A 13,284-nucleotide genomic window follows, 5' to 3' on the forward strand; every position below is an offset into this window, starting at 1 on the left:
TTAAGTTAAGACTTGGACTGTTCAGGCTGGCTACCGCTTGCGGCTTGCTGGTTGTTATCCGCGGTGACTTCCTGCGCTTTTACCTGCGCGCCTGGACGTACTTTTTGCAGCCCCGTGACAATCACGCGGTCGCCTGGCTTAAGTCCTTCTGTGACCAACCATTTATCGCCAATTGCTTGTGCTGCCACAATCTGGCGGGTTTCCACTTTGTCATCAGCACCGATAACTAACGCGCTGGCTTCACCGCGCGGTGTACGGGTTACGCCTTGCTGCGGAACCAGTATTGCCGTTGGGTTGATCCCTTCTTCCAGACGAGCACGGACGAACATACCCGGCAGTAAGGTGTGATCCGGGTTAGGGAAGATGGCGCGCAGCGTGATAGAACCGGTGGTCTGATCAACTGTCACGTCAGAAAACTCCAGCGTACCGGACTGCGGGAATTTAATGCCGTCGCTGGTCACCAGTTCCACTTTCGCTTTACCGTTCTCTTGCTTCAGCTTGCCGTTCGCCAGCTCTTGTTTCAGTCGCAGGAAATCGTTGCTTGATTGTGTGACGTCGACATAGATCGGATCCAACTGCTGTACGGTTGCCAGCGCGGTCGCCTGACCGTTTTGCACCAGGGCACCTTCCGTAACGGCAGACTTACCAATACGGCCGCTAATTGGCGACGTGACTTTGGTATACGCCAGGTTAATACGCGCCGTTTCTACTGCGGCTTTCGCGGCAATAACGGCAGCATTTGCCTGTTGCGCATCGGCCTTGGCGGTATCGTATTCCTGTTGACTGATGTACTTGGTACCCAACAGTTTCTGATAACGATTCACCGTCAACTGAGCGATATTAGCTGCCGCCTGCGCTTTAGCCAGATCGCCTTTTGCACTTTCATATGCGGCCTGGTAAGTAGCAGGATCAATCTGATAGAGAGACACACCCGCTTCAATGTCACCGCCTTCTGTGAAATTACGCTTCAGGATGATGCCGCTAACCTGAGGGCGAACTTCTGCAATGCGGAAAGCACTGGTGCGACCCGGGAGTTCAGTTGTTATCTGTAGAGGTTCAGCTTTGAGCGTCACAACTCCAACCTCTGGCATCTGCTGGCCCCCTTGTTGGGCCTGTTTGTCGTCACATCCTGTTAGCGCTAAGCTGCCTGAGAGCATCAGAACGACTGCCAGAGGCGTTAACCCTCTGTTTTTGTTCATATGTAAACCTCGAGTGTCCGATTTCAAATTGATCAATGGCTTAAAGCCTATAAACCCATTGCTGCGTTTATATTATCGTCGTGCTATGGTACATACATTCACAAATGTATGTAAATCTAACGCCTGTAAATTCACTAACATATGGCACGAAAAACCAAACAACAAGCGCAGGAAACGCGTCAACACATTCTCGATGTTGCTCTGCGTTTGTTCTCGCAACAAGGGGTCTCTTCCACCTCGCTTGCAGAGATCGCAAAAGCCGCTGGCGTCACGCGTGGTGCAATCTATTGGCATTTCAAAAACAAGTCGGATTTATTTAGTGAAATCTGGGAGCTGGCAAAACCCAATATTGATGAACTAGAGTCTGAGTATCAGGCAAAATTCCCTGACGATCCACTATCAGTATTAAGAGAAATTTTAGTTTACGTTCTTGAAGCTACCGTGACAGAAGAACGCCGGCGTTTGCTGATGGAGATTATATTCCACAAATGCGAGTTTGTCGGGGAAATAGCCTCTGTTCAGTTGGCACAACGTAGCCTGTGTCTTGAAAACTATGATCGCATCGAGCAAACCCTTCGCAACTGTATGAACGCAAAAATGTTGCCGGAGAACCTGAACACGCGTCGTGTGGCGGTGTTACTGCGCAGCTATCTTTCCGGCATTTTAGAAAACTGGTTATTTGCACCAGAGTCTTTTGATCTGAAAAAAGACGCGCGTGAATATGTCGCTGTGCTGCTGGAAATGTGTCTGCTGTGCCCTACGCTTCGCGTGCCTGAGACCTGCTGACCAGAGGGTTTCACTCCAGGAATTTTCCTGGACATTTTCACCCCCGCTATTTTGTCCATCACAGCCGTGATATTCTAGCTGCTTGACTATTTTCGGTCACTTTTCTGGTTAGAAACATTCATCCTCATGACTATGTTGCAGCTTTATAAACGTTCACAGCATCTCATTGCTATTACCATTATTTTCTTCATTCTATTGCTGTCTTGCCAGTCATCAGCATTTGCGCGAGCGCAACAGAATGGCGAACTGCCGACGAAAGCGGATATTCAGAGCCAGCTAGACACGCTGAATAAACAAAAAGATCTTTCTGCGCAGGATAAATTGGTTCAGCAGGATCTCATCGATACCCTCGCTACGCTGGATAAAATTGAACGCGTGAAGGACGAGACCGTTCAACTACGCCAGAAAGTGGCCCAGGCGCCGGAAAAAATGCGCGAGGCGACGGCGGCGTTAAATTCGCTCAGCGATGTCGATAATGACGATGAAACGCGAAAAACCCTGAGTGCGCTCTCTCTGCGACAGCTCGAATCGCGCGTCGCCCAGGTGCTGGATGACCTGCAAAGCGCGCAAAACGATCTGGCCGCTTATAACAGCCAACTGGTCTCGTTGCAGACGCAGCCTGAGCGCGTGCAAAACGCGATGTACACCGCCTCGCAGCAAATGCAGCAAATCCGCAATCGCCTGGATGGAACCAGCGTTGGCGAGGCGGCATTACGCCCCAGCCAGCAGGTGCTGCTTCAGGCGCAGCAGGCGTTGCTGAATGCGCAAATCGACCAGCAGCGTAAAAGCCTGGAGGGCAACACGGTTTTGCAGGATACCCTGCAAAAACAACGGGATTACGTGACGTCCAACACCAACAGGCTCGAACATCAGCTCCAGTTGCTGCAGGAAGCGGTGAACAGCAAACGTCTGACGTTAACCGAAAAAACCGCGCAGGAAGCAGTGACGCCAGATGAAGCGGATCGTATCCAGACCAATCCGTTGGTAAAACAGGAACTGGATATTAACCATCAGCTTAGCCAGCGCCTGATTTCCGCCACGGAAAACGGCAACTCACTGATGCAGCAAAACATTAAAGTCAAAAACTGGCTTGATCGTGCGCTGCAATCGGAACGCAATATTAAAGAACAAATCGCTGTGCTGAAGGGCAGTCTGCTGCTGTCGCGCATTCTGTATCAGCAGCAGCAAACGCTGCCGTCGGCAGACGAGCTTGCTGATATGACTAACCGCATTGCCGATCTGCGTCTGGAGCAATTTGAAGTCAACCAGCAGCGTGATGCGCTGTTCCAGAATGATGCCTTCGTTGCCAAACTGGAAGAAGGGCACAGCAATGAAGTGAACGGCGAAGTTCATGATGCGCTGCTGCAGGTTGTGGATATGCGCCGTGAACTGCTGGACCAGCTGAATAAGCAGTTGGGAAATCAGCTGATGATGGCGATTAACCTGCAGATCAACCAGCAGCAGTTAATGAGCGTGTCGAAGAACCTCAAGAGCATCCTCACTCAGCAAATTTTCTGGGTTAACAGCAACCGCCCAATGGACTGGGATTGGGTGAAATCCTTCCCGCAAACGCTCAAAGACCAGTTTAAATCGATGAAAATCACCGTGAACTGGGAAAAAGCCTGGCCGGCGGTGTTTATCGCATTCCTGGCCGGTTTGCCGCTGCTGTTGGTAGCCGGGCTTATCCGCTGGCGCCTGAAGTGGCTGAAAGCGTACCAGGCGAAACTCGCCGCCGCGGTGGGTAACTTGCGCAATGACAGCCAGCTCAACACACCTAAAGCGATACTGATCGATCTGATTCGCGCCTTGCCGGCATGCCTGATTATCCTTGCCGTGGGCTTGATTCTGCTGACTATGCAACTGAACGTCAGCGATCTGCTATGGGCATTTAGCAAGAAAATGGCCGTCTTCTGGCTGGTGTTTGGCCTGTGCTGGAAGGTGCTGGAAAAAGACGGCGTGGCGATCCGCCACTTCGGCATGCCCGCGAAACAGACCAGCCACTGGCGCCGCCAGATCGTGCGTATTAGCCTGGCACTGCTGCCGCTGAATTTCTGGTCGGTGGTCGCTGAGCTTTCGCCCCTCAATCTGATGGATGATGTGCTTGGGCAGATTGTTATTTTCTTTAACTTGCTACTTATTGCCTTCCTGGTATGGCCAATGTGTCGTGAGAGCTGGCGTGATAAGGAATCGCACGGTCTGCGCCTGGTGACGATAACCGTATTGTCGATTATTCCGATCGCGCTAATGGTGCTGACGGCGACCGGTTATTTCTATACCACGTTGCGTTTATCCGGTCGCTGGATTGAGACCGTGTATCTGGTGATCATCTGGAACCTGCTGTACCAGACGGTGCTGCGCGGATTGAGCGTTGCGGCGCGCCGAATTGCCTGGCGTCGTGCACTTGCCCGTCGTGAGAATCTGGTGAAAGAAGGGGCCGAAGGCGCTGAGCCGCAGGAAGAACCTACCATTGCGCTGGAGCAGGTCAACCAGCAAACGCTGCGTATTACCATGCTGCTGATGGTGGCCCTGTTTGGCGTGCTGTTCTGGGCTATATGGTCCGATCTGATCACCGTGTTCAGCTATCTCGACAGTATCACGCTCTGGCATTACAACGGCACAGAAGCCGGTGCCGCGGTGGTAAAAGATGTCACTATGGGCAGCCTGCTGTTTGCGATTATTGCCTCAATGGTGGCCTGGGCGCTGATCCGCAACTTACCGGGTCTGCTGGAAGTGTTGGTGCTGTCGCGCCTGAAAATGCGCCAGGGCGCATCGTATGCGATCACCACAATCCTCAACTACGCGATCATTGCTATCGGTGCGATGACGGTCTTCGGGTCGCTCGGCGTATCGTGGGATAAATTGCAGTGGCTGGCCGCGGCTCTGTCGGTCGGTCTCGGTTTTGGCTTACAGGAAATCTTCGGTAACTTTGTCTCGGGTCTGATCATTCTGTTCGAACGCCCGGTGCGTATCGGCGATACCGTCACGATTGGCACTTATTCCGGGACAGTCAGTAAGATTCGTATTCGTGCGACCACCATTACCGACTTTGATCGCAAAGAAGTGATCATCCCGAACAAAGCGTTTGTGACCGAGCGACTGATCAACTGGTCGCTTTCAGATACCACCACGCGTCTGGTTATCCGCATTGGGGTCGCTTACGGTTCAGATCTCGATAAAGTGAAGAAAGTGCTGCTGCAGGCGGCAATGGAACACCCGAAAGTGATGCACGATCCTGAGCCAGCCGTGTTCTTCACCGCCTTCGGTGCCAGCACGCTGGATCACGAACTGCGTCTGTATGTCCGTGAACTGCGCGACCGCAGCCACACGGTTGATGAACTTAACCGCGCGGTTGACCGCTTGTGCCGTGAAAACAACATTGATATCGCCTTTAACCAACTCGAAGTGCACTTGCACAACGCCAAAGGGGATACTGTGACTGAAGTTAAGCGCGACATCATCAACGGTGATGATCCGACGCCTTCAGTAGGCTAATAGGAAATGTGATTGCCTGATGGCGCAGCGCCATCAGGCAATCCTGCTACCGTTCTTTTTTGGATGATGTGAGCTGTTTCGTTTCATAATCCCGCTTAACGATCTCTAGTGCTTTCAGCACGGTTTCAGGCGCAACCTGATTCTCTTCAAGTAAGACAATCAAATCGACGGCCAGTTTGACTTCGTCCGGGGCGCTTTCAAGTGACATACATTCTCCGACGATTAACGGGTGATACGTGCGAGCACGTTTTCTATTCTTTCCAGCGCATGGCGACAGCGTGCCAGACGCGCCTCGAAGGCTTCCACTTCTCGTAGCAGGCGCTGCTGCTCCTCAAAATTAGTTGCCCGAGCCAGTTGAGCCTTACGTTCGCGCGTCATCTCGACCAGTCGGCGCTCATATTCCTGATGTTGAACGCGTTTGCGCTGCCAGCGGGCAAGCCCTGGCGACGCGCTGTCCCATTCTCTGAGCGACCAGGTGGCGGTCTCACGGGAAATGGCTTCCAGTTGAGACGCTAAATGTTCAGCCAGCCAGGCTACCTGGGGACGCTGCTGGTGTTCAACGGCATGGCGTAACGCGCTCAGGTTAGCATCGGCTTCATCCAGGCAGGCCTGTAACCGTGTGCTGCGGGTGCGAAAAAGCTGGCGATCGAAGCGGGCGCTAAGCGTTGCGTGATGCGCAAGAGGGGCGCAACGCTGCCGCAGGCTGTTGAGCTGGCTTTCGAGCGTCTGAAGCAGCAGGGCGGTTTTCACGATAACACTCCGATGAAAATGAGAACCGTTATGCTAAAGTAGCGATTCTCTGTGTTAAGTATTGATATTATGCGACGCATTATTCTAATCATCATTGGCTGGATAGCGGTAGTGTTAGGCACGCTGGGTGTGGTTTTGCCCCTGTTGCCCACAACACCGTTTATGCTGCTGGCCGCCTGGTGCTTTGCCCGCTCATCGCCGCGTTTTCACGATTGGCTACTGTACCGTTCATGGTTCGGCGGTTATCTGCGCCACTGGCAGAAACACCGTGCGATGCCGTCAGGGGCAAAGCCGCGCGCCATTGTGTTTATTTTGCTGACGTTTGGCGTTTCGCTGTGGCTGGTTGAGATGATGTGGGTACGCGGACTGCTGTTGGTTATTCTCGCCTGCTTGTTGATTTTTATGTGGCGGATCCCGGTGATTGATGAAGAGCAACAAAAGCACTGAAGCATAATAATCGCTGTTGCAATTGTCTCCCGCAGCCAGTAAATTTGACCGTTTTCGAGCACAGGCGCAGGCGGTCAAAGGTTAAACAGATGTAACCTTTGCTCTTTATATATACAAAAAATCATTCAAGACGCGTCGAGGATGGAGTATATAGTGCGCCGTGAAGTAATACCGTATCAATCAGGCACAAACTTATGACCGCAACTGCACAGCAGCTTGAGTTTCTCAAAGATAGCATCAAAAGCATCAACGACTACCCAAAACCGGGCATTCTTTTCCGCGATGTCACCAGCTTGCTGGAAGACCCGAAAGCTTACGCACTCAGCATTGAACTGCTGGTTGAGCGTTACAAAAATACGGGTATCACGAAAGTTGTCGGCACCGAAGCGCGCGGCTTCCTGTTTGGCGCACCAGTCGCCCTGGGGTTGGGCGTCGGGTTTGTTCCGGTGCGTAAACCCCATAAACTGCCACGCGAAGTAATTGCTGAAAGCTATGAGCTGGAATACGGCACCGATCAGCTGGAAATCCATGTTGATGCTATCAAACCGGGCGACAAAGTTCTGGTTGTAGACGATCTGCTGGCGACCGGCGGAACCATCGAAGCGACCGTGAAGCTGATCCGCCGTCTGGGTGGTGAAGTGACCGATGCGGCGTTCATCATCAATTTGTTCGATCTGGGTGGCGAACAGCGCCTGGAAAAACAAGGGCTGACCTGCTACAGCCTGGTCCCTTTCCCGGGCCACTAAGTCGGACTATCTTTTTTGCCATTTTGGCCCCGGTCAGTGCTCAAAATCCTCACGTACTACGTGTACGCTCCGGTTTCTGTGCGCTGCCCGAAACCAAACTGACTGCAACGATAACGCCCGAATATAACGTGTCAACCTCGCCGTCGCTGCGAGGTTGTGTTAGCATTACTCCCCTGTGAATCCACCCTCCAGCCTTTCAGAGCCTGCCAATGAGTTATCAGGTCTTAGCCCGAAAATGGCGCCCACAAACCTTTGCTGACGTCGTCGGCCAGGAACATGTGCTGACGGCACTGGCTAACGGCTTGTCGTTAGGGCGTATTCATCATGCTTATCTTTTTTCCGGCACCCGTGGTGTCGGTAAAACCTCTATCGCCCGTCTGCTGGCGAAGGGACTCAACTGTGAAACCGGCATTACCGCCACGCCCTGCGGGGTGTGTGACAACTGCCGTGAAATCGAGCAGGGACGTTTTGTCGATCTGATTGAAATTGACGCCGCGTCGCGTACCAAGGTCGAAGATACCCGCGACCTGCTGGATAACGTCCAGTACGCGCCCGCACGTGGACGCTTCAAAGTCTATCTGATCGACGAAGTGCACATGCTGTCGCGCCACAGTTTTAACGCCTTACTGAAAACGCTCGAAGAGCCGCCAGCGCACGTTAAGTTCCTGCTGGCGACTACCGATCCGCAGAAGCTGCCGGTCACTATCCTGTCGCGCTGCCTGCAATTTCATCTTAAAGCGCTGGACGTTGAGCAGATCCGCCATCAGCTTGAGCATATCCTCAATGAGGAACACATCGCCCACGAACCGCGTGCACTGCAGCTGTTGTCGCGCGCGGCGGACGGGAGCCTGCGCGATGCGCTAAGCCTGACCGATCAGGCGATTGCCAGCGGCGACGGTCAGGTCTCAACTCAGGCGGTGAGTACCATGCTCGGTACGCTTGACGACGATCAAGCGCTGTCTCTGGTTGAGGCGGTGGTTGCCGGGAATGGCGAACGCGCCATGACGTTGGTTAATGACGCTGCCGCGCGTGGTATTGAATGGGAAGCGCTGCTGGTTGAGATGCTGGCGTTGCTGCACCGGATTGCGATGGTTCAGCTCACGCCTTCCGCGCTCGGTAGCGATATGGCCGCCATTGAACAACGTATGCGCGAACTGGCGCGGACCGTGCCGCCGACCGATATTCAGCTGTATTACCAGACTCTGTTAATTGGACGTAAAGAGCTGCCGTATGCGCCGGACAGGCGTATGGGCGTAGAAATGACGCTGCTGCGGGCGCTGGCTTTTCACCCGCGCGTCCCGCTACCGGAACCCGAAGTCCCTCGCCAGTCGTTTGCACCCGCGGCTCCTACCGCGATCATGGCACCGACACAGGCCCCGGAGCAACAACCTGCGCCTGCGCATCAGGACGTGCCGTTGTCTGAGGCAACCAGCCAGGTGCTGGCTGCGCGTAGTCAGCTGCAGCGTGCTCAGGGAGCGACCAAAGCAAAAAAGAGTGAACCGGCAGCCGCATCCCGCGCGCGGCCGGTGAATAATGCTGCGCTGGAAAGACTGGCGTCGGTGACGGAACGCGTTCAGGCGCGCCCGGCGGCCTCTACGCTGGAGAAGGCACCGGCGAAAAAAGAAGCCTATCGCTGGAAGACGACCAATCCGGTTGCAGAAGTCAAAGAAGTTGTTGCCACGCCAAAGGCGCTGAAAAAAGCGCTGGAACATGAAAAAACACCGGAACTGGCGGCAAAACTGGCGGCGGAAGCCATTGAACGCGACCCGTGGGCCGCGCAGGTCAGTCAGCTTTCATTGCCCAAGCTGGTGGAGCAGGTGGCGCTCAATGCCTGGAAAGAAGAGAATGGCAACGAGGTTCGCCTGCACCTGCGTTCCACGCAGCGGCACCTCAATTCCAGCGGTGCGCAGCAACGACTTGCTGAAGCATTGAGCAGCTTAACGGGCTCAGCGGTTGAATTGACCATCGTTGAAGATGATAATCCTGCGGTGCGCACGCCGCTGGAGTGGCGTCAGGCCATTTATGAAGAAAAACTTGCGCAGGCGCGTGAGTCAATTATTGCGGATAATAACATTCAGACGCTGCGTCGTTTCTTCGATGCGGAGCTGGACGAAGAGAGTATTCGCCCCATTTGATCGTAAGCCATTTTCCATGGTTTTATGGTTGTCATCCCTTAACGTGATTGAGAGAGAAGCCTATGTTTGGTAAAGGCGGTCTGGGTAACCTGATGAAACAGGCCCAGCAGATGCAAGAAAAAATGCAGCAGATGCAGGAAGAAGTGGCCAAGCTGGAAGTGACCGGCGAATCGGGTGCGGGTCTGGTGAAAGTGACCATCAACGGCGCGCATAACTGCCGTCGTGTGGAAATCGACCCAAGCCTGTTGGAAGACGACAAAGACATGCTGGAAGATCTTGTTGCTGCGGCATTCAACGATGCGGCTCGTCGCATTGAAGAGACCCAGAAAGAGAAAATGGCCTCCGTTTCCTCTGGTATGCAGCTGCCGCCTGGCTTTAAGATGCCGTTCTGATGCAAACCAGCCCGCTGTTAACTCAGCTTATGGAAGCACTGCGCTGCCTACCGGGCGTTGGCCCGAAGTCAGCGCAGCGCATGGCGTTCGCGCTACTTCAGCGCGATCGCAGCGGCGGGATGCGTCTGGCGCAGTCGTTAACGAAGGCGATGTCGGAAATCGGCCACTGTGCTGATTGCCGCACCTTCACAGAACAAGAAGTATGCAACATCTGTGCGAATCCGCGTCGCCGGGAAAACGGCCAAATTTGCGTGGTAGAGAGTCCTGCGGACATCTACGCCATTGAGCAAACGGGGCAGTTTTCCGGCCGTTATTTCGTGCTGATGGGACACCTGTCGCCGCTGGATGGCATCGGGCCTGATGATATCGGGCTTGATCGTCTGGAGCAGCGACTGGCGTCTGAGCACATCAATGAAGTGATCCTGGCGACCAACCCGACGGTCGAAGGCGAGGCTACCGCCAACTACATTGCCGAGCTGTGCATGCAATATGACGTTGAAGCCAGCCGTATCGCCCACGGCGTACCGGTTGGCGGTGAGCTGGAAATGGTCGATGGCACCACGCTGTCGCACTCTCTTGCCGGGCGTCATAAGATTAAATTCTGAACAAACGGAAGCCGCGACGGCGGTTTCCGCTTGAAATTATCATTCCCTGTCCCCATTTCACTCTCAACGTGTTTTTACCATTAAAAATGGCATTGTTGAGGTAGATCTACATGAAAGGACAAGAAACTCGTGGTTTTCAGTCAGAAGTAAAACAGCTTCTGCACCTGATGATCCATTCTCTGTATTCCAATAAAGAAATCTTCCTGCGTGAGCTTATCTCTAACGCCTCCGATGCGGCAGACAAGCTGCGTTTCCGTGCGCTGTCTAACCCGGACCTGTATGAAGGTGACGGTGAACTGCGCGTGCGTGTCTCCTTCGATAAAGATAAGCGTACGTTGACCATCGCCGACAACGGCGTGGGGATGAACCGCGATGATGTTATCGATCATCTGGGGACCATTGCTAAATCCGGTACCAAATCTTTCCTCGAATCTATGGGTTCCGATCAGGCGAAAGACAGCCAGTTGATCGGCCAGTTCGGGGTGGGTTTCTATTCTGCATTTATCGTGGCTGACAAAGTCACCGTGCGCACCCGTGCAGCGGGCGACAAGCCGGAGAACGGCGTGTTCTGGGAGTCTGCGGGCGAAGGTGAATACACCGTGGCCGACATTACCAAAGACGATCGCGGCACCGAAATCACCCTGCACCTGCGTGAAGGGGAAGATGAGTTCCTCGATGACTGGCGTGTACGCTCCATCATCAGCAAATATTCTGACCATATCGCCCTGCCGGTAGAGATTGAAAAACAGGAAGAGAAAGACGGTGAAACCGTGGTTTCCTGGGAGAAAATCAACAAGGCGCAGGCGCTGTGGACGCGTAACAAGTCGGAAATCAAAGACGACGAGTACAACGAATTCTACAAGCACATCGCTCATGACTTCACCGACCCGCTGACCTGGAGCCACAACCGTGTGGAAGGTAAGCAGGAGTACACCAGCCTGCTGTACATCCCTTCGCAGGCCCCGTGGGATATGTGGAACCGCGATCACAAGCACGGTCTGAAGCTGTACGTCCAGCGCGTGTTCATCATGGACGACGCCGAGCAGTTCATGCCGAACTACCTGCGTTTTGTGCGCGGTCTGATAGATTCCAACGATCTGCCGCTGAACGTGTCCCGTGAGATCCTGCAGGACAGCACCGTCACCCGTAACCTGCGCAGCGCGCTGACCAAACGCGTACTGCAGATGCTGGAAAAACTGGCGAAAGACGATGCAGAAAAATACCAGACCTTCTGGAAACAGTTTGGCCTGGTCCTGAAAGAAGGTCCGGCGGAAGACCACGCCAACCAGGAAACCATCGCCAAGCTGATGCGTTTTGCTTCTACGCACACCGACTCTTCTGCACAGACCGTGTCGCTGGAAGACTACGTGTCGCGGATGAAAGAAGGACAGGAGAAGATTTACTACATCACCGCTGACAGCTATGCGGCGGCGAAGAGCAGCCCGCACCTGGAACTGCTGCGTAAGAAAGGCATCGAAGTTCTGTTGCTGTCCGATCGCATCGACGAGTGGATGATGAACTACCTGACCGAGTTCGACGGCAAGCCGTTCCAGTCCGTTGCTAAAGCTGACGAGTCTATCGACAAACTGGCGGATGAAGTCGACGAATCGGCAAAAGAAGCTGAAAAAGCGCTGACCCCGTTCGTTGAGCGCGTGAAAAACCTGCTGGGCGATCGCGTGAAAGAAGTGCGCCTGACGCACCGTCTGACCGACACACCGGCTATCGTAACCACCGATGCGGACGAAATGAGCACGCAAATGGCGAAGCTGTTTGCCGCTGCGGGCCAGGCCGTGCCGGAAGTGAAATACATCTTTGAACTCAACCCGGACCACGTGCTGGTTAAACGCACGGCGGATACCCAGGATGATGAGCAATTTAAAGAGTGGGTTGAACTGCTGCTGGATCAGGCGCTGTTCGCAGAACGCGGCACGCTGGAAGATCCTAACCAGTTTATCCGTCGCATGAACCAGCTGCTGGTGTCGTAATTTCACCACAGATTGAGCATTACCGTAAAAGGGCAACGCAGGTTGCCCTTTTTTATGCTTAACGCATCGACACCGTGGTTACGCTATTGGTTGCCAGCGTTTCCTGGGTGTACTGTGCCAGCTCGCCGCTTTGCAAATAGACTTTGTGCTTAATACACAGGCTGATTTGTCCTTCCGGTAAACGTAACAGCCACGCTTCATCTGCATTGAGTATTTTCCCCGACCAGATTTTTACATCGTGACTGATGGCGTAGCCGCAGGTTTGCTCAATATAGTGCAGCACCGACTGGCGACAGTTTTCCTCAGTGAACGCCGGGAACAACGCCCGCGGCATCCAGGTTTCTTCAATGATAGTCGGCTGCTGGTTAATGATGCGCATGCGACGATAGTGGATCAGCGGTGTATCTGATGGTAAGTCGAAAAGCGCGGCGATCTCGGGATCGCTCGAAAGTGCGTCGTAACTGAGTACCACGTTGTCCAGCGTCTGATCGCGGTGTATACGCTCAGACAAGGTAATGACATTGTTGTCCTGATAAAACTCCGGCGGGTTCACGAAGATCCCTGAACCCTGCCGGGTATGGACAAATGACTCTCTTTTCAGCCGCGCAACGGCTTTCTGAATAGTCGGTCGACTGACGCCATAGCGTTCTGCCAGCGCATGTTCACCTTCGACCGGTTCACCGGCAGCGTATTCCCCTTTGAGGATTTTCTCTCTTAACAACAGGTAGATATCAAGATACTTCATGG

Annotated in this window: 12 protein-coding genes and 1 other annotated feature; of the genes, 8 read left to right on the plus strand and 4 right to left on the minus strand. The window is 53.7% G+C overall.

The features are described from left to right. Nucleotides 1-5: 5 nt before the first annotated feature. Entirely contained in the window at nucleotides 6-1,199 is a 1,194-nt protein-coding gene (gene acrA / locus M2374_RS17445; protein WP_096758038.1) for a multidrug efflux RND transporter periplasmic adaptor subunit AcrA, read from the minus strand. A gap of 141 nt (nucleotides 1,200-1,340) precedes the next feature. Between acrA and acrR the strand changes: the two genes are divergently transcribed. Together acrR and mscK are read left to right on the plus strand one after the other, a co-directional pair. Then, a complete protein-coding gene (acrR, locus tag M2374_RS17450) occupies nucleotides 1,341-1,985 on the plus strand; it encodes a multidrug efflux transporter transcriptional repressor AcrR (RefSeq protein ID WP_096758037.1) in 645 nt (214 codons plus the stop codon). Between the two features lie 126 nt (nucleotides 1,986-2,111). Then, nucleotides 2,112-5,477: a mechanosensitive channel MscK gene (gene mscK / locus M2374_RS17455; RefSeq protein ID WP_115259200.1), complete on the plus strand. Its 3,366-nt coding sequence runs from the start codon at nucleotides 2,112-2,114 to the stop codon at nucleotides 5,475-5,477. 46 nt (nucleotides 5,478-5,523) lie between these two features. Here the strand turns inward: mscK and rsmS are convergent, their stop codons facing one another. Both rsmS and priC read right to left on the minus strand, forming a co-directional pair. Further along, nucleotides 5,524-5,685, minus strand: coding sequence for a pleiotropic regulatory protein RsmS (gene rsmS, locus M2374_RS17460; RefSeq protein WP_137362740.1), 162 nt, complete (start codon nucleotides 5,683-5,685; stop codon nucleotides 5,524-5,526). 14 nt (nucleotides 5,686-5,699) lie between these two features. Further along, nucleotides 5,700-6,227 (minus strand): primosomal replication protein N'', encoded by a 528-nt coding sequence (priC, locus tag M2374_RS17465; protein ID WP_096758033.1) that lies wholly within the window; start codon nucleotides 6,225-6,227, stop codon nucleotides 5,700-5,702. A 69-nt stretch (nucleotides 6,228-6,296) separates the two neighbouring features. Here priC and M2374_RS17470 point away from each other — a divergent pair, with 69 nt between their 5' ends. The 6 genes from M2374_RS17470 (at nucleotide 6,297) to htpG (ending at nucleotide 12,537) form a co-directional block, all read left to right on the plus strand. After that, a complete protein-coding gene (locus M2374_RS17470) occupies nucleotides 6,297-6,674 on the plus strand; it encodes a DUF454 family protein (protein WP_096759456.1) in 378 nt (125 codons plus the stop codon). A 194-nt stretch (nucleotides 6,675-6,868) separates the two neighbouring features. Next, nucleotides 6,869-7,420, plus strand: coding sequence for an adenine phosphoribosyltransferase (gene apt, locus M2374_RS17475; RefSeq protein WP_096758032.1), 552 nt, complete (start codon nucleotides 6,869-6,871; stop codon nucleotides 7,418-7,420). A 209-nt stretch (nucleotides 7,421-7,629) separates the two neighbouring features. Then, nucleotides 7,630-9,555 (plus strand): DNA polymerase III subunit gamma/tau, encoded by a 1,926-nt coding sequence (gene dnaX / locus M2374_RS17480; protein ID WP_135912452.1) that lies wholly within the window; start codon nucleotides 7,630-7,632, stop codon nucleotides 9,553-9,555. After that, nucleotides 8,888-8,952 (plus strand) — a sequence feature (DnaX frameshifting element). (Overlaps the previous gene by 65 nt.) A gap of 62 nt (nucleotides 9,556-9,617) precedes the next feature. Then, nucleotides 9,618-9,947: a YbaB/EbfC family nucleoid-associated protein gene (locus M2374_RS17485; protein WP_046276079.1), complete on the plus strand. Its 330-nt coding sequence runs from the start codon at nucleotides 9,618-9,620 to the stop codon at nucleotides 9,945-9,947. Beyond that, complete coding sequence (recR, locus tag M2374_RS17490; protein ID WP_096758029.1) at nucleotides 9,947-10,552, plus strand: recombination mediator RecR; 606 nt, start codon at nucleotides 9,947-9,949, stop codon at nucleotides 10,550-10,552. The genes M2374_RS17485 and recR overlap by 1 nt, the downstream gene beginning before the upstream one ends. A gap of 110 nt (nucleotides 10,553-10,662) precedes the next feature. After that, on the plus strand, nucleotides 10,663-12,537 hold the full coding sequence (gene htpG / locus M2374_RS17495) for a molecular chaperone HtpG (protein WP_117342134.1): 1,875 nt from the start codon (nucleotides 10,663-10,665) through the stop codon (nucleotides 12,535-12,537). A 58-nt stretch (nucleotides 12,538-12,595) separates the two neighbouring features. On the opposite strand, the gene M2374_RS17500 is transcribed toward htpG, so the two are convergent. Then, nucleotides 12,596-13,282, minus strand: a complete 687-nt coding sequence (locus M2374_RS17500; RefSeq protein WP_115259195.1) for a GntR family transcriptional regulator — start codon at nucleotides 13,280-13,282, stop codon at nucleotides 12,596-12,598. Nucleotides 13,283-13,284: the final 2 nt, after the last annotated feature.

This window comes from Citrobacter sp. JUb117 (genome assembly GCF_024809055.1).
GTDB lineage: Bacteria > Pseudomonadota > Gammaproteobacteria > Enterobacterales > Enterobacteriaceae > Citrobacter > Citrobacter gillenii.

What these genes read in the sequence shown, in the direction of transcription:
- M2374_RS17485 (WP_046276079.1), top strand. Translation starts at nt 9,618, where the DNA reads ATGTTTGGTAAAGGCGGTCTGGGTAACCTGATGAAACAGGCCCAGCAG.
- htpG (WP_117342134.1), top strand. Translation starts at nt 10,663, where the DNA reads ATGAAAGGACAAGAAACTCGTGGTTTTCAGTCAGAAGTAAAACAGCTT.
- apt (WP_096758032.1), top strand. Translation starts at nt 6,869, where the DNA reads ATGACCGCAACTGCACAGCAGCTTGAGTTTCTCAAAGATAGCATCAAA.
- rsmS (WP_137362740.1), bottom strand. Translation starts at nt 5,685, where the DNA reads ATGTCACTTGAAAGCGCCCCGGACGAAGTCAAACTGGCCGTCGATTTG.
- M2374_RS17470 (WP_096759456.1), top strand. Translation starts at nt 6,297, where the DNA reads ATGCGACGCATTATTCTAATCATCATTGGCTGGATAGCGGTAGTGTTA.
- acrA (WP_096758038.1), bottom strand. Translation starts at nt 1,199, where the DNA reads ATGAACAAAAACAGAGGGTTAACGCCTCTGGCAGTCGTTCTGATGCTC.
- acrR (WP_096758037.1), top strand. Translation starts at nt 1,341, where the DNA reads ATGGCACGAAAAACCAAACAACAAGCGCAGGAAACGCGTCAACACATT.
- M2374_RS17500 (WP_115259195.1), bottom strand. Translation starts at nt 13,282, where the DNA reads ATGAAGTATCTTGATATCTACCTGTTGTTAAGAGAGAAAATCCTCAAA.
- dnaX (WP_135912452.1), top strand. Translation starts at nt 7,630, where the DNA reads ATGAGTTATCAGGTCTTAGCCCGAAAATGGCGCCCACAAACCTTTGCT.
- recR (WP_096758029.1), top strand. Translation starts at nt 9,947, where the DNA reads ATGCAAACCAGCCCGCTGTTAACTCAGCTTATGGAAGCACTGCGCTGC.
- mscK (WP_115259200.1), top strand. Translation starts at nt 2,112, where the DNA reads ATGACTATGTTGCAGCTTTATAAACGTTCACAGCATCTCATTGCTATT.